Source organism: Polynucleobacter sp. AP-Latsch-80-C2 (assembly GCF_018882185.1).
In the GTDB taxonomy this organism is placed as follows: domain Bacteria; phylum Pseudomonadota; class Gammaproteobacteria; order Burkholderiales; family Burkholderiaceae; genus Polynucleobacter.
Window position 1 is genome coordinate 206675 of record NZ_JACVOY010000001.1, and the last position, 16082, is coordinate 222756.

The 16082-nt window shown below is 46.9% G+C and carries 13 protein-coding genes; all 13 read left to right on the top strand.

Translation table 11 applies throughout. From position 1 onward, the window contains the following. The first annotated feature begins 24 nt into the window (after positions 1 to 24). The 13 genes from rlmN to ICN47_RS01125 all read left to right on the top strand — a co-directional run bounded on the left by rlmN (position 25) and on the right by ICN47_RS01125 (position 15871). Positions 25 to 1215: a 23S rRNA (adenine(2503)-C(2))-methyltransferase RlmN gene (rlmN, locus tag ICN47_RS01065; RefSeq protein WP_216218064.1), complete on the top strand. Its 1191-nt coding sequence runs from the start codon at positions 25 to 27 to the stop codon at positions 1213 to 1215. Between the two features lie 4 nt (positions 1216 to 1219). Further along, the gene (gene ispG, locus ICN47_RS01070) at positions 1220 to 2485 is read left to right on the top strand and encodes a flavodoxin-dependent (E)-4-hydroxy-3-methylbut-2-enyl-diphosphate synthase (protein WP_216218065.1); all 1266 of its coding nucleotides are present in this window, start codon (positions 1220 to 1222) and stop codon (positions 2483 to 2485) included. Positions 2486 to 2504: 19 nt separating this feature from the next. Further along, complete coding sequence (hisS, locus tag ICN47_RS01075) at positions 2505 to 3824, top strand: histidine--tRNA ligase (RefSeq protein WP_216218066.1); 1320 nt, start codon at positions 2505 to 2507, stop codon at positions 3822 to 3824. A 37-nt stretch (positions 3825 to 3861) separates the two neighbouring features. Continuing rightward, positions 3862 to 4521, top strand: coding sequence for a tetratricopeptide repeat protein (locus tag ICN47_RS01080; protein WP_216218067.1), 660 nt, complete (start codon positions 3862 to 3864; stop codon positions 4519 to 4521). After that, positions 4521 to 5663, top strand: coding sequence for an outer membrane protein assembly factor BamB (gene bamB / locus ICN47_RS01085; protein ID WP_216218283.1), 1143 nt, complete (start codon positions 4521 to 4523; stop codon positions 5661 to 5663). Before ICN47_RS01080 ends, bamB begins: the two co-directional genes overlap by 1 nt. Continuing rightward, the gene (gene der, locus ICN47_RS01090; RefSeq protein WP_216218068.1) at positions 5660 to 7024 is read left to right on the top strand and encodes a ribosome biogenesis GTPase Der; all 1365 of its coding nucleotides are present in this window, start codon (positions 5660 to 5662) and stop codon (positions 7022 to 7024) included. Before bamB ends, der begins: the two co-directional genes overlap by 4 nt. 151 nt (positions 7025 to 7175) lie before the next feature. Next, entirely contained in the window at positions 7176 to 7418 is a 243-nt protein-coding gene (gene hfq, locus ICN47_RS01095; protein ID WP_216218069.1) for an RNA chaperone Hfq, read from the top strand. Beyond that, positions 7411 to 8652 (top strand): GTPase HflX, encoded by a 1242-nt coding sequence (gene hflX / locus ICN47_RS01100; RefSeq protein WP_255538891.1) that lies wholly within the window; start codon positions 7411 to 7413, stop codon positions 8650 to 8652. The genes hfq and hflX overlap by 8 nt, the downstream gene beginning before the upstream one ends. Beyond that, positions 8642 to 10144, top strand: coding sequence for an FtsH protease activity modulator HflK (gene hflK, locus ICN47_RS01105; RefSeq protein WP_216218071.1), 1503 nt, complete (start codon positions 8642 to 8644; stop codon positions 10142 to 10144). Before hflX ends, hflK begins: the two co-directional genes overlap by 11 nt. Next, complete coding sequence (hflC, locus tag ICN47_RS01110) at positions 10144 to 11013, top strand: protease modulator HflC (protein ID WP_216218072.1); 870 nt, start codon at positions 10144 to 10146, stop codon at positions 11011 to 11013. The genes hflK and hflC overlap by 1 nt, the downstream gene beginning before the upstream one ends. 20 nt (positions 11014 to 11033) lie before the next feature. Next, complete coding sequence (locus ICN47_RS01115; protein ID WP_216218073.1) at positions 11034 to 12200, top strand: ATP phosphoribosyltransferase regulatory subunit; 1167 nt, start codon at positions 11034 to 11036, stop codon at positions 12198 to 12200. A gap of 57 nt (positions 12201 to 12257) precedes the next feature. Beyond that, positions 12258 to 13598, top strand: coding sequence for an adenylosuccinate synthase (locus ICN47_RS01120; RefSeq protein ID WP_216218074.1), 1341 nt, complete (start codon positions 12258 to 12260; stop codon positions 13596 to 13598). Positions 13599 to 13657: 59 nt separating this feature from the next. Beyond that, complete coding sequence (locus ICN47_RS01125; protein ID WP_216218075.1) at positions 13658 to 15871, top strand: malate synthase G; 2214 nt, start codon at positions 13658 to 13660, stop codon at positions 15869 to 15871. Positions 15872 to 16082: the final 211 nt, after the last annotated feature.

Below are 16082 nucleotides of genomic sequence, written 5' to 3' on the forward strand. Positions count from 1 at the left end.
ATAACCTATTTATAAGTAGGCGCATTGACCTCCCCGCGCGTAAATCTCTTAGATTTTGACGCTGACCAAATGGCGGCGTATGTCGCGGGGTTGAATGAAAAGCCCTTTAGGGCAAAGCAGCTCATGCAGTGGATACACCAACGTGGTGTTTCCGATATCAATGACATGAGTGATTTAGCAAAAAGCTTTAGAGCGAACTTGCTAGATAAAGCAGAAATTCTTTCTCTTCCCGTTATCAAAGATGAACATGCATACGATGGCACACGCAAGTGGTTGCTAGACGTGGGCGCCGGTAATGCGGTGGAGTCCGTTTTTATTCCTGAGGATGGTCGCGGCACTTTATGCATCTCTTCTCAGGCAGGTTGCGCAGTGAACTGCCGTTTTTGCTCAACTGGGCATCAAGGCTTCTCGCGCAATCTCACTGCTGGTGAAATCATTGGGCAGCTATGGTTTGCCGAACATCTTTTACGTAATGATCCAGAAGCGGTTCGCAGAATTGAGAAATATCCAACCCCAGGTTGGGAGCACACTGGTCGCGTGATCTCGAATGTCGTGATGATGGGTATGGGCGAGCCATTGCTCAATTACGACAATGTAGTGACCGCCTTGCGTCTCATGTTAGATGACAGGGCTTATGGTTTATCGCGTCGACGTGTGACAGTTTCCACCTCAGGTGTAGTGCCGATGATTGATCGTCTGGCACAAGATTGTCCGGTCGCATTAGCGGTTTCTTTGCATGCGCCGAATGATGCATTACGTGATCAGCTGGTACCACTCAATCAGAAATACCCTTTGCGAGAATTGCTCGATGCCTGTGAGCGTTATTTGCCATTTGCACCGAGAGATTTTTTGACCTTTGAATATTGCATGCTCGATGGTGTGAATGATTCCGATGTCCAGGCAAAAGAATTAGTACGATTGCTTAAAAATATTAAATGCAAAGTGAATTTAATTCCTTTCAATCCTTTCCCAGAGTCTGGTCTCAAGCGCTCAACGGCCCAGCGGGTTCATGCCTTTGCTAGCATCTTGTTGGATGCAGGCATGGTGGCTACAGTGCGCAAAACGCGTGGTGATGATATTGCTGCTGCTTGCGGACAATTGGCTGGTGATGTAGTAGACCGCACTCGAGTACGTGAACGCGCTGTACATGACGCAGAAATTATTCAAACAGAAGTACAAGAGCAGCCGATTGAATGGCTCAAGAGGTTGGATTAATATTATGAGCGCCTTACCTCCACTTCCGCTCGGACCATCTCCTAAGCGTGCAACCCGTCAAGCAACGGTTGCCTGGAAAACGAACATCATTACGGTTGGTGGGGATGCACCGGTGCGCGTGCAGTCAATGACCAATACCGATACTGCCGATGCAGTAGGCACTGCAATTCAAGTAAAAGAATTGGCCCGTGCTGGTTCAGAGATGGTGCGCATTACCGTGAACACACCAGAGGCTGCAGCAGCAGTGCCTTACATTCGCGAGCAGTTAGATAAGATGGATGTCTTAGTGCCGCTGATTGGCGACTTTCACTATAACGGCCATACGCTATTAAATGATTTTCCGGATTGCGCAAAAGCGCTCTCTAAGTACCGCATTAATCCTGGCAATGTGGGGAAGGGCGCTAAGCGCGATCCACAGTTTGCACAAATGATTGAAGCAGCATGCAAGTATGACAAGCCAATTCGCATTGGTGTGAACTGGGGAAGCTTAGATCAAGACCTCTTAGCGTCCATTATGGATAGTAATGCAGCCTTACCAGTTCCTAAAACGGCTCAAGAAGTCATGATCGAAGCCTTAATTCAGTCTGCTTTACAGTCTGCAGAAAAAGCAGTCGAGTTTGGTATGAATCCCGATCAAATTTTGCTCTCTTGCAAGGTGAGTAATGTGCAAGATCTGGTGGCGGTCTATCGCGATCTCTCGCGTCGCTCTGACTATCCACTGCATTTGGGTTTAACTGAAGCGGGTATGGGTAGCAAAGGCATTGTGTCTTCTACTGCGGCAATGGGCATCCTGTTGCAAGAAGGTATTGGCGATACGATTCGGGTTTCCTTAACGCCAGATCCTGGTGCACCTCGTGAGAATGAAGTGATTGTTGCGCAAGAGATCTTACAAACCATGGGTCTACGCAATTTCACACCAATGGTGATTGCATGTCCTGGATGTGGCAGAACGACTAGTACTACCTTCCAAGAGTTAGCCGCCAATATTCAATCGTATTTACGCCAGCAAATGCCAATTTGGAAGAAAACCCATCCAGGTGTTGAGAATATGAATGTCGCTGTGATGGGGTGCATCGTCAATGGACCAGGAGAGAGTAAGCATGCCAATATTGGTATCTCTTTGCCGGGCACCGGTGAGACTCCGGCTGCTCCTGTTTTTGTCGATGGCGTTAAAGTAAAAACATTGCGTGGCGAAAATATCGCCCAAGAGTTTCAAGTGATTGTGGATGACTATGTCAAACAGAATTACGCCGCCAAAGAATCCATCTGAACTAGAACAATAATAAAAAATGACTGATCCAAAGAACCAAGCCAAAGTACAGAAGATAAATGGCGTTCGTGGTATGAATGATTTATTGCCAGCGGATGCTGCTCAGTGGGCGCATCTGGAGCATGTATTGCGCGATCTTACCCGTGCCTATGGATATGAGTTTTTAAGAACGCCCATCGTAGAAGCTACGGCCGTATTTCAACGGGGTATCGGCGAAGTTACCGATATTGTTGAAAAAGAAATGTATTCCTTTGAGGATCGTTTAAATGGTGAGCAACTCACCTTACGACCAGAAGGTACCGCAGCACTCGTGCGATCCGTGATTGAAAATAATTTGTTATACGAAGGTCCAAAGCGCCTTTGGTATACGGGCCCTATGTTTCGTCATGAGCGTCCACAGCGTGGTCGCTATCGTCAGTTTCATCAGTTTGGAATCGAAGCCTTAGGCTTTGCTGGCCCCGATATTGATGCAGAAATTATTCTGATGGGGCAGCGTCTATGGGATGAGCTGGGTTTAAAAGGAGTGCGTCTTGAGATTAACTCCTTAGGTCAGGCGAATGAGCGTGCCGAACATCGCGCAGCCTTAGTCACATACTTTGAGAAAAACCAATCTCAGTTGGACGAAGATTCACAACGCCGTTTACTGACTAATCCATTGCGGATTCTGGATTCTAAAAATCCAGAGATGCAAGTGTTGATTGAAGGTGCTCCAAAGTTATTGGATTTCTTGGGCGAGGAATCCCTTGCTCACTTCAATGCAGTGCAAGCCTTGCTCAAAGCGAACAATATTCCTTGCAAAATTAATCCGCGTTTAGTGCGAGGCTTGGATTATTACAACCTCACGGTTTTTGAGTGGATTACCGAGGAGCTTGGTGCGCAGGGAACAATTGCTGGCGGTGGCCGCTACGATCCATTAATTGAACGTATGGGTGGCAAAGCAGCTCCTGCTTGCGGTTGGGCGATGGGTATGGAGCGTGTTTTGGAGTTGATGAAGGTTTCTGGATCAACTCCCGAAGCTCAGGCTCAATGCGATATCTTTGTATTGCATCAGGGTGGCGAGACATTGACTGCAGCCATGATCATTGCTGAGCGCTTGCGTAGCGCGGGCATAGATACCATTTTGTTTTGCCCTCCGGATGGCCAATCCGCGAGCTTTAAGTCGCAAATGAAGAAGGCCGATAGTAGTGGGGCTGCTTTTGCCGTCATCATCGGACCTGATGAATTGGCGAAGGATGAGGCTCAGCTAAAGGACTTACGGGGTAGCGGTGAGCAGAAAGCCGTAGCTTTGGATGGGGTACTTGAGGCAGCAATTGATGCATTAGTGGGCGCCTCCGAATAGAATTAACTTAATTAACTAAGAACAAGCTTGGATTGACATGCCTTTAGATTTAGAAGAACAAGAACAATTAGACCAATTCAAAGCGTTTTGGCAAAAATACCGCAACCTCATTACTGGTGTACTGACGGCTGCCTTGTTTGCCTATGCCGCCTATAGCGGTTATCAATGGTGGCGCAATAATCAGGCTACCGAAGCATCTAAGCTTTATGAAACCATGGTGGCGGCAATTGCTAAGGGTGATAAAGATCTCACTTTGCGCGCTGCCAATGATTTACAAAAAGATTTTGCTCGCACCCCTTACGCTGCGATGTCTAGCTTAGTCGCTGCTCGTATCGCCTCAGATGCTGGTGATAGCGCTAAAGCAATTGACTTCCTCCGCTGGGCTGCTAAGAATGCATCCAATGATGGTTACTTGGCTTTGGCTAAAATGCGTTTGGTATCGCAGTTAATTGAGCAGGGTAGTGAAAAGGATTTCGCTGAAGCGGATCAGCTTTTGAAGGACAAACCTATCCAGGGATTTGAGGCTTTATGGCTCGAGCGTCGCGGTGATTGGTACTTAGCACAAAAGAAAAATGCTGAAGCTAAAGCAAGTTACCAAGATGCATGGAAAAAATTAGACCAAGCAAAAGAGTTTCCTGAAGAGGCACGTCGTCTCTTGAAAGTTAAGCTTGATGCTCTTGGAGGAACTGCTCAGTGATGATTTCGATAAAGCGTCTTGCAAGCATCTCTATGGTGGGTGCAATCGCCATAGTTCTGGTTGCCTGTTCCGGCAGTGCGCGCGTGCGCAAGCCTGCTGAGTTGACGCCTGTCGCAAATCAGTTTGAGATGGTGCCAGTCTGGACTACTAATATTGGTTCCTCTGAGACCTTTAATTTTCACCCGGCTGTTGCTGGCGATGGTGCCTATACCGCATCCAATGGTGGCAATGTCACCAAGACTGATTTGGCTACCGGTAAGAAAATGTGGGAAGCATCCGTTCCCGAGAATCTTGCGGTTGGCCCGGGTTCTGATGGCCGAACTACCGCAGTAGTGGGTATCAAAGGCAATGTGTATGCTTTTGACGATACTGGTAAAGCGCTATGGAATGTCAATATTGGCAGTGAAGTGTTAAGTGAGCCAGTTGTAGCTGGTGGCGTAGTGATTGTTCGTGCCTTAGATAATCGTTTTGTGGGCTTAGATGCACAGACTGGCGCACGCAAATGGACTTATCAACGACCCCAATCTGCTTTGTCATTACGCGTTGGTTATGGCATGTTGCCAATTAACAATGAAGTGGTTGTAACGGGATTTTCAGGCGGCCGTTTTGGCATGATCGCGATAGCGAATGGCGGATTGGTTTGGGAGACCCCCATTTCATTTCCAAAAGGCTTTTCAGAAATCGAACGTTTGAATGATGTCACTGCTAAACCTAGTATGGAGAGTGATGTCGTTTGTGCCGTCTCTTATCAGGGACGCATTGGCTGTGGACAGGTACGCACCGGGAATCTTTTATGGTTCAAAGATTTTTCTAGCTACACCGGTACCGCTCAAAGTACTGATATGGTGTTTTCTGCAAATGAAAAGTCATACGTCACTGCGTTTGCTACCAAAGATGGCACTCAGGTTTGGGAGAACACCAAGCTGACATTCCGTGATGTAGGCGAACCCCTGGCTATTGGTAAGGTTCTGCTGATGGGTGATGCGGAAGGTTATGTGCATGCATTTTCACAGGCGAATGGCGATCTTGTTGCACGCTTTCGTCACGATAGCAGTCCAATCACAGCCGCCCCGATTGCAGTGGGCGGTCTCATCTTGATTCAATCTCAAGGTGGAAAACTAGCGGCGTACAGTCCAAAATGAATCCAGTAATTACCATTGTCGGTCGACCCAATGTTGGAAAGTCGACACTCTTTAATCGTCTGACGCGTTCACGCGATGCATTGGTAGCCGATTTTTCAGGCCTCACGAGAGATCGTCACTACGGCAAAGGCCGTATTGGTGAGCGCGCATTTATTTGTGTGGATACCGGCGGATTTGAGCCGGTTGCCAAGACCGGCATTGTTGCTGAAATGGCGAAGCAAACCAAGCAGGCGGTAGCTGAGTCCGATATTGTGATTTTCTTGGTAGATGGTCGATTAGGTATGGCGCCACAAGATCGCGTGATTGCAGACTTTTTACGCAAAACCGGTCGTCCTGTCATATTGGCTGTTAATAAAACTGAAGGTATGCAGGCTGGCGTTGTAACTGCAGACTTTCATGAAATGGGTTTGGGTGAGCCTTTCCCAATTTCTTCAGCACACGGTGATGGTGTTCGCGGACTCATAGATGATGCGCTCGATTCTTTAGGTATTGCAGAGCCAGATGAGGAAGAATTAGCGAACGATCCAAATCGCCCAATGAAGATTGCGGTAGTGGGTCGTCCTAACGTTGGTAAGTCGACTTTAATCAATAAGTTGATTGGTGAAGAGCGTGTGATTGCGTTTGATATGCCAGGTACTACGCGTGATGCGATTGAAGTGCCTTTTGAGCGTAACGGTAAACCGTATATCTTGGTAGATACCGCAGGCTTGCGTCGTCGCGGCAAAGTATTTGAGGCTATTGAAAAGTTTTCAGTAGTTAAAACCTTGCAAGCCATTGCGGATTGCAACGTCGTCATTTTGATGTTGGATGCGCAGCAAGATATTTCTGAGCAAGATGCGCACATTGCGGGATTTATTGTTGAAGCAGGTCGTGCTTTAGTGGTGGCAGTCAATAAATGGGATGGCCTAGACGCCTACGTTAAAGAACGTGCTCGTCTAGAGATTGCGCAAAAATTACGTTTCTTGGATTTTGCTAATGTGCATCCAATTTCTGCAAAAAAGGGCACGGGCCTCAAAGAATTATTTAAAGACGTTGATTTGGCTTATGCTGCAGCGATGGCGAAATTGCCAACCCCACGCTTAACCCGTATCTTGCAAGAAGCCATCGAGCATCAACAGCCTAAACGGGTTGGTATGGGTCGTCCAAAATTGCGTTATGCACACCAAGGGGGCATGAATCCACCTATTGTGGTGATTCACGGTACCTCCCTCAGCGGCGTGACGGATAGCTATAAACGATACTTAGAAGGTCGATTCAGGGATGTCTTTAAGTTACGCGGAACGCCTTTGCGCATTCAGATGAACACCGCAAAGAACCCCTACGTCGATGAGGATAAGGGAAAAAAGGGCAAAAAGAAGTAATTTTGAGATAAGCTTTTGGTCTTGGGCTTGATTTTTGAAGAATTGAGCCCAATATAGAGTCTTATAGGAAATAGAGATCATTATCAGTACAGGTCGGTGCCATAAATAAAAAAAGCAAGACTCCCAAAATACAAGATCAATAAGGAGCAGTATGAACAACAAACAAATTCAATTACTACAAGATCCTTTTCTAAACGCTTTGCGTAAGGAGCATGTACCAGTTTCCATTTACTTGGTGAACGGTATTAAATTGCAAGGCAATATCGAATCATTTGATCAATACGTTGTGCTGTTGCGTAATACCGTTACGCAAATGGTTTACAAACATGCGATCTCTACAATCGTCCCTGCTCGTGCGATTGATTTCCGTATAGAAGAAGGTAGCCCTGTATAACACTGGAGTAGATGCGCCTCGCGCTGTCTTGGTTGGTGTCGATACAGGACGGGAAGATTTTGCTGACAGCATGGCTGAGCTCAGTCTCTTAGCTGACAGCGCTGGATCTATTCCTACTGCTAGTGTCATTGCCCGCAAAGGCAAAACCGATCCTGCCTTATTTATTGGCTCGGGAAAGGTAAATGAGCTCAAGCGCTTGATGGAGGAGAATGACGCAGAACTTGCCATCTTCAATCATCCACTCTCGCCAACTCAGCAACGCAACTTAGAGCGTCATTTAGGTCGTCATGTGATGGACCGTACCGGTTTGATTTTGGATATCTTTAGTCAAAGAGCGCAAAGTCATATTGGTAAAACGCAGGTTGAACTAGCCCAAGTCCGCTATCGCATGTCGCGCTTAGTGCGGGCATGGAGTCACTTAGAGCGGCAGCGCGGTGGTATTGGTGTGCGTGGCGGCCCTGGCGAAACCCAAATGGAGCTGGATCGCCGGATGTTGGCTACCAAGGCCAAGCGCCTTGAAAATGAGCTCGAAAAATTACAGCGCCAGCAAAGAACCCAGAGAAGAGCCCGCAATCGCAAGGATGTGTTTTCCGTTTCCCTGGTGGGCTATACCAATGCGGGTAAATCAACCCTCTTTAATGCCCTCACTAAAGCAGGCACCTATGCTGCCGATCAGCTTTTTGCCACGCTAGATACCACCTCTAGAAGGGTGCATTTGGAGGGTGTGGGCTCGATTGTGGTCTCCGATACCGTTGGATTTATCCGGGATTTACCCCATCAGCTAGTGGAGGCATTTAGAGCCACCTTGGATGAAACCATCCATGCCGACCTGATTTTGCATGTGATTGATGCCTGTAGCCCGGTTTCTAGAGAGCAAAAGGCTGAAGTTGAGGCAGTTTTAGCTGAAATTGGCGCTGATGACATCCCTCGGATCGAGGTGATGAACAAGATCGATCTGATGCCTCAAACCTTTACCCGTGGGGCTGTTTTGGAGCGGGATGGCGAAGGTGCCCCGAGCCAGGTTTTCCTCTCAGCCCAGACCGGCTTGGGCCTCGATTTGTTAAGGTCGGCCCTAGCGGAATGCTCCCAAATGACTGATAGAATAAGGGTCGAACACAACCGTGCCAAGAAGCAAATAGCCCCGGAAGAGTTTTTAGCCCCTTTACCCGAACGACCAGAGTCTTCTGAATTTAATCCGATTTCCAACCGAAGCTATCTTCCTAATGACGCGTAAATTTTTAGATCTTTTTTCGGTCAATGATCCAGGTTGGGGCAATAGCCACAATAGCAATGGATCAAAAGATGCCAAAGACGGGCAGGGCAATGATCAAACTCCAAAAGGGGATCCTGGTACTGGAAATCAGCCCGCCGATGCTCAGCCCAATAATTCCCCTGTAAAACCGCCTGCTGCTAAGCCGGATGGTCCGCCGGATTTGGATGAACTGTGGCGTGACTTCAATGACAGGATAGCCGGCATTTTTGGCGGCAAGAAAAAGCCTGGCATGAGCAGCACTCAAAAACCGAAGCCTAGTAGTACTGATATCCCTCCACCTTCAGAGCGTGGTGGTCAAGGTGGTGGTAACGGTCGTGGCACCCCTACATTTGAATTTACTAACCCCTTTGGATCTAAAGCCAGCATTCTGCTTGCAGTAGCCGGTGTTTTCTTTGTTTGGATCTGTAGTGGATTTTTTATTATTCAAGAAGGTCAAGCTGGTGTCGTCATGACTTTTGGTAAATATGACTACACTGCCAAGCCTGGAATCAACTGGAGAATGCCTTGGCCAATCCAGTCAGATGAAACCGTCAATCTTTCGGGTGTACGTTCTGTCGAGGTAGGTCGCCCAGTATTAATTAAGGCAACCAATCAAAAAGACTCATCGATGTTGACTGAAGATGAAAACATCATCGACGTTCGCTTTGCTGTCCAATATCGACTTAAAGATCCTACAGATTATTTATTTAATAATCGCGATCCCGATGCGGCAGTGATTCAAGCTGCAGAAACCGCTGTTCGTGAAATTGTGGCGCGTAGCAAGATGGATACCGTTCTCTACGAAGGGCGTGAAAAGATTGGCATAGATTTAGCGAGCTCCATTCAGAAAATCTTGGATAGCTATAAGACGGGTATTTATGTCACCAGCGTTACCGTTCAAAACGTGCAACCACCTGAACAAGTTCAAGCGGCTTTTGATGACGCAGTAAAAGCCGGGCAAGACCAAGAGCGTTTAAAGAGTGAAGGTCAGGCGTATGCTAATGACATTATTCCCCGTGCCAAGGGTACTGGTGCTCGCTTAATTCAGGAAGCAGAGGGTTATAAGGCACGCGTAGTGGCTACTGCCGAAGGGGATGCTACGAGGTTCAAGCAGATCCTGGTGGAATATTCGAAGGCGCCTCAGGTTACTCGTGACCGCATGTATATCGATAGCATGCGTGAGATGTATAGCAACGTCACCAAAGTCTTGGTCGACACTACAAAGAGCAATAGCTTGTTATATCTCCCGTTGGATAAGATTGTTGCCCAAGTTAGCGCTGAGAGTGCGCAGGCTGCAAATACACAAGCGAGCCCAAGTAATCCAACGACACCTACAGGATCTGTGACCGTCGGTGGAGCAACTGGGATCAATAATCCTGCGCCAACTCCCGCGCCTGCAGTAAGTCCAGCTCCTGCAGCAAACAATGTGGATAAGCGTGATGGTTTGCGCAGTCGCGATCGGGAGGCAAGATAATGAATTTCAATCGCCTCATCGCAGCAGCAATTGCATTCATTGCGTTGACGTATGTCTTGTCATCCAGTATTTTTGTGGTCGACCAACGAAAGTTTGCGGTAGTGTTTTCTTTTGGTCAGATCGTACGTGTGATTGAGAAGCCAGGCCTGCAAATAAAATACCCAGCCCCATTTGAAAGCGTTCGTTTCTTTGACCGCCGCATTTTGACAATCGACAATCCGGAAGCAGAGCGTTTTATTACTGCCGAAAAGAAAAATCTCTTGGTGGATTCTTATGTGAAATGGCGCATTGTTGATCCCCGTAAATTCTTTATTAGCTTTAAAGGTGACGAGCGTTTGGCTCAGGATCGATTAACGCAATTAGTGCGCTCGGCCCTCAATGAAGAATTCACGAAGCGCACTGTGCGTGAGTTGATCTCCGATCAACGTGAGCAAGTCATGCAAGGTATTCGTAAAAAGGTTGCTGATGATGCTTCCGATATTGGCGTCGAGATTGTGGATGTCCGCTTAAAGCGGGTTGATCTCTTGGCAGAAATTAGTGATTCTGTTTATCGCCGTATGGAAGCAGAGCGCAAGCGGGTTGCTAACGAACTACGCTCTATGGGTGCTGCTGAGTCTGACAAAATTCGTGCAAATGCCGAGCGACAACGCGATACCATTTTGGCCGAGGCTTACCGCGATGCCCAGAAGATTAAGGGCGCTGGAGATGCAAGGGCAACAGCACTTTATGCAGAAGCATTTGGACGTGATCCACAATTTGCACAGTTCTATCAGAGTCTTGAAGCCTATCGTAGCTCTTTCAAAGATAAGAAAGATGTCATGGTAGTTGAGCCTAATGGCGAGTTCTTTAAGTTTCTGCACAAAAAATAAGAAAGTGAATTCTGTACATCATGAATCGTTGGTTACTTCCTGAAGATATTGCTGATGTTTTACCAGCAGAGGCTCGCAAGGTCGAGACTTTGCGTCGTGCTATCTTGGATTTATATCAATCCTATGGTTATGAATTAGTTGCCCCACCGATTCTGGAGTTTTTAGATTCACTGCTAACGGGTACTGGCTCAGACCTCAATTTACAGACCTTTAAGTTGGTTGATCAGTTATCGGGCCGCACTTTAGGTTTGCGTGCCGATATCACTCCACAAGTTGCTCGTATTGATGCTCACTTACTTAATCGCACGGGCGTGACTCGTCTTTGTTATGCGGGCTCTGTAGCTCATGCTCGTACGCCGGTAGGGAGTTCAGCCCGCGAAGAGTTGCAGCTTGGTGCAGAAATTTATGGCTGCGCTACCTGGGAAGCAGATTTTGAAGCGATCTCACTATTACTCAAGACGCTGGGATTGGCTGGCTTGGACAAGGTTTACCTAGACTTGTCTCATGCCGGTATCTTGACGGGGATTTTGAGTGGTCAAGATCTAGATAAAGCATCAATTGAAGCGCTTTATGAATTATTGCAAAGCAAGGACCGTCCACGCCTCGAGCAATGGGCCACTTGTTTGCCTGCCAAAACAGCAGAAGCACTCATGGCATTGACTGAATTAAATGGACCCTGTGCTGAAGTATTGGCTACAGCAAAGAAAGTCCTACCAAAACATGCTGCTATCGATCAAGCGCTCAGTGATCTTGAACGATTAGTAGCTGCTGCAAGTAATTTATCTAATAGTTTAGAGTTCAGCGTCGATTTATCCGATTTGCGTGGCTATCAGTATCACAGCGGCGTAATGTTTGCTGCCTATGTTGAAAAATTGCCACAACCGATTGCAAGAGGTGGCCGCTATGACCATGTTGGTCAAGCGTTTGGACGACCGCGCCCAGCCACTGGATTTTCATTGGACTTATTGACCTTGGCAAATTTGTCACCATTAAATGTGCGCAAACTCGCTATCGCAGCACCTTGGATTGATGATGCTGCGCTTAATGCAGTGATTGCACAGCTGCGTAGTAAAGGCGAAGTGGTCATTCAGGTATTGGCTGGCGGGATAGTAGAGGCAGCCGAGTATGAATGCGATCGTGAATTAGTAAAGCAGGGCAGTTCTTGGGAAGTTATAAAGAAAAAGTAAGCCCTTTAACACTCGAAAAAATTAACCTATTTTGTAATTATCTTTTTGGATTTCAATATGTCTTCAAAGCAGCAAGCTCAAGGTCGTAACGTCGTTGTCATTGGCACCCAGTGGGGTGATGAAGGCAAGGGTAAGGTAGTCGATTGGCTCACCGATCATGCGCAAGGAGTAGTGCGCTTTCAGGGTGGCCATAATGCTGGTCATACCTTAATCATTGGTGATAAGAAAACCATTTTGCGCTTGATCCCGTCTGGAATCATGCACAAAGAAGTTATCTGCTACATCGGCAATGGCGTGGTGTTGTCTCCTGAAGCGCTCTTTAAAGAAATTGGTGAGCTTGAGGCGGCTGGCTTAGATGTGCAATCGCGCTTAAAGATTTCTGAAGCAACTACTTTGATTCTGCCTTATCACGTAGCGATTGATCATGCTCGTGAGAGAAAGCGTGGCGAAGCAAAGATTGGAACGACTGGCCGCGGAATTGGACCAGCCTATGAAGATAAAGTAGCGCGTCGTGCACTGCGCGTTCAAGATTTGTTCTATGCAGAAAAATTTGCAGCGCAATTGCGCGAGAATTTGGATTATCACAATTTCATGCTCACGAATTACTATGGTGCAGAGCCGGTTAATTACGACACAACATTAGCTGAAGCCATGTCTTATGCAGAGCGCCTTAAGCCGATGGTGGTTGATGTATCTAGTGCGCTTTATGCAGCCGAGCAAGCAGGACAAAATTTACTGTTTGAAGGTGCACAAGGCACCCTGTTAGATATCGATCACGGTACATATCCATACGTCACATCAAGCAACTGCGTGGCAGGCAATGCTGCTGCAGGATCTGGAGTAGGCCCTGATTCTTTGCAATACATTTTAGGCATTACGAAAGCCTATTGCACTCGTGTTGGTGCTGGACCATTTCCTAGTGAGCTCTATGATCACGACAATCCTACCAAGCAAGATCCAGTGGGTATACGCTTGGCAGAAGTTGGTAAAGAGTTTGGTTCTGTAACTGGTCGTCCACGCCGTACTGGCTGGCTCGATGCTGCTGCACTAAAGCGTTCTATTCAGATAAACGGTTTATCTGGATTGTGCATTACTAAGTTAGACGTACTTGATGGATTTGAAACCATCCGCTTATGTGTTGGCTACAACTTGGACGGTCAGAAATTAGACGTACTGCCACGTGGTGCTGAGTCTGTTGCACGTTGCGAACCTATTTATGAAGATTTCCCAGGCTGGAAGGGAACTACTTTTGGTATTCGTGAGTGGGATAAATTGCCACCTGAAGCCCAAAAATTCTTACGTCGTATTGAAGAGGTTGCTGGTAAGCCGATTGCCATGGTTTCTACAGGCCCAGAGCGTGATGAAACTATCTTGCTTCAGCACCCATTCCAAGATTGATGGACAATATTTAAATCCCTTTTTTATTAACTTTCGTACCAGAAACAAAGGTTTACAAAATGACTGCGCGCACTACCTGCAATAGCCTCCAAGTAGCTACTCCCCTCTATCGTTTCATTGAAGACAAAGTTCTTCCCGGTACTGGCATTAAGAGTGCTGATTTTTGGAAAGGCTTTGACGAGCTCGTTAAAGACTTGACACCCAAGAATGAAGCTTTGTTGGCCAAACGTGATCGCATTCAGCTTGATCTGGATAAATGGCATCAAGCTAATCCTGGTCCAATCAAAGATATGCCTGCGTATCGTAAGTTTTTGAAAGAAATTGGTTATTTAGATGAAGTGCCCGGCAAGGTAGTTGGCACGACAAAAAACGTTGATGATGAATTAGCACTGCAAGCTGGACCACAGTTGGTGGTACCCGTTCTGAATGCGCGCTATGCATTGAATGCAGCCAATGCACGTTGGGGCTCTTTATACGATGCTCTCTACGGTACAGATGTCCTGTCTGAAGAAGATGGCGCAACTAAAGCTGGCGCATACAACCCTATTCGCGGTGCAAAAGTTGTTGCCTTTGCGCGTAACTTTTTAGACCAATCCGCTCCTTTAGCAAAAGGCTCACATCGTGATTCAGTAGCCTATACAGTGGATGGCAATAAGCTGTCAGTAAAACTGAAAGACGGTAGCTCTACAGGTTTAGCAGATGAGCAGCAGTTTGTTGGTTATCAAGGTGATGCCGCAGCACCAAGCTCGATCTTGTTGCGTAATAATGGCGTGCACATTGATATTGAAATTAATAAAACAAAAACGATTGGTGCAAGTGACCCCGCCGGTATCAACGATGTTGTTTTAGAAGCGGCCTTGTCAACCATTTTGGACCTGGAAGACTCTATTGCTGCGGTGGATGCTGATGACAAGGTTCTGGCTTACGAGAACTGGTTGGGCATTTTGAAGGGGACTTTGGTTGAGGAAGTAAAGAAGGGTGACAAGACCATTACGCGCTCCCTCAATCCTGACCGTAAATACAAGGCAGGTATTGGTGCTGTGAATGCTAAAGATGGCATTGTCACTTTGCATGGCCGCTCGCTCTTATTCTTGCGCAACGTAGGGCATTTAATGACAAACCCAGCCATCATTACTGGTGACGGCAAAGAGATTTATGAAGGTATTTTGGATGCCGTAGTGACAGTGTTAATTGCTCTCTATGACATTAATCGTCCAGCAAGCCAGGCGATTGGTAATACCCGTAAGGGCTCTGTTTATATTGTGAAACCAAAGATGCATAGTCCAGAAGAAGTGGCCTTTGCTGCTGAACTCTTTGGTCGCGTCGAGAAGATTCTTGGCTTACCAGCTGACACTGTGAAATTAGGCATCATGGACGAAGAGCGTCGTATGAGTGCCAACATTAAAGCGGCAATTGCTGCTGCAGGTGCGCGCGTTGCTTTTATTAATACAGGATTCTTGGACCGCACTGGCGATGAAATGCATACAGCAATGTACGCAGGCCCAATGATGCGCAAAGGTGATATGAAAACCAGCAAATGGTTATCAGCCTATGAGCGTCGCAATGTGTTTGCAGGTTTAGATTGTGGATTGCGTGGCCGTGCTCAAATTGGTAAAGGGATGTGGGCGATGCCGGATATGATGAAGGCGATGCTTGAGCAAAAGCATGTTCATCCAAAAGCAGGTGCCAATACCGCCTGGGTACCATCACCAACCGCTGCTACCTTACATGCGCTTCACTATCACGAAGTAAACGTTGCTGATCTTCAAAAAGAAATGGAAAAGCTTGATACGGCTGCAGAAGCTGAAGCTTTAATCAACGACTTGTTGACTGTTCCAGTAGTGGAAAAGGCTAACTGGTCCAAAGAAGAAATTGCCCAAGAATTGGATAACAATTGCCAAGGTATCTTGGGTTATGTGGTTCGCTGGATTGATCAAGGTGTTGGTTGCTCTAAAGTGCCGGATATTCATAACGTTGGCTTGATGGAAGACCGTGCAACTTTACGTATCTCCAGTCAGCATATTGCTAACTGGTTATTACATGGTGTGGTGACTGCCGATCAAGTGAATGAGGCATTGCAACGCATGGCTAAAGTCGTGGATGGCCAGAATGCTGGCGACCCACTCTACAAACCAATGATGCCAAATTACAAAGATTCTTATGCCTATAAAGCTGCTAGCGATTTGATTTTCAAAGGTCTAGAGCAGCCCAATGGCTACACAGAACCACTATTACACGCTTGGCGTCTTGAGGTTAAAAAGGCAAACGCTTAAGGCTCTTAAGCTGCGCTTTGAGAGATGGATTTGTCGCAAGGCAAGTCCATTTTTCATTTAGGCTCCAGCAATCAATATGTTCGGTTTTTTAAACCCCTTTCGGTCTCACTCTCAATTCCCATTCAAAAGAAATGATGGGGGGAGGGGGTCTGTTGGCTTTAAAGGGGGTGCTGGGGATTGTGTCGTCAGGTCTATTGCCATTGCATCCGGT

Excerpts from the sequence above, each read along its gene's own strand:
- ispG (WP_216218065.1), top strand. The coding sequence starts at position 1,220 with ATGAGCGCCTTACCTCCACTTCCGCTCGGACCATCTCCTAAGCGTGCA.
- hisS (WP_216218066.1), top strand. The coding sequence starts at position 2,505 with ATGACTGATCCAAAGAACCAAGCCAAAGTACAGAAGATAAATGGCGTT.
- ICN47_RS01080 (WP_216218067.1), top strand. The coding sequence starts at position 3,862 with ATGCCTTTAGATTTAGAAGAACAAGAACAATTAGACCAATTCAAAGCG.
- bamB (WP_216218283.1), top strand. The coding sequence starts at position 4,521 with ATGATTTCGATAAAGCGTCTTGCAAGCATCTCTATGGTGGGTGCAATC.
- der (WP_216218068.1), top strand. The coding sequence starts at position 5,660 with ATGAATCCAGTAATTACCATTGTCGGTCGACCCAATGTTGGAAAGTCG.
- hfq (WP_216218069.1), top strand. The coding sequence starts at position 7,176 with ATGAACAACAAACAAATTCAATTACTACAAGATCCTTTTCTAAACGCT.
- hflK (WP_216218071.1), top strand. The coding sequence starts at position 8,642 with ATGACGCGTAAATTTTTAGATCTTTTTTCGGTCAATGATCCAGGTTGG.
- hflC (WP_216218072.1), top strand. The coding sequence starts at position 10,144 with ATGAATTTCAATCGCCTCATCGCAGCAGCAATTGCATTCATTGCGTTG.
- ICN47_RS01115 (WP_216218073.1), top strand. The coding sequence starts at position 11,034 with ATGAATCGTTGGTTACTTCCTGAAGATATTGCTGATGTTTTACCAGCA.
- ICN47_RS01120 (WP_216218074.1), top strand. The coding sequence starts at position 12,258 with ATGTCTTCAAAGCAGCAAGCTCAAGGTCGTAACGTCGTTGTCATTGGC.
- ICN47_RS01125 (WP_216218075.1), top strand. The coding sequence starts at position 13,658 with ATGACTGCGCGCACTACCTGCAATAGCCTCCAAGTAGCTACTCCCCTC.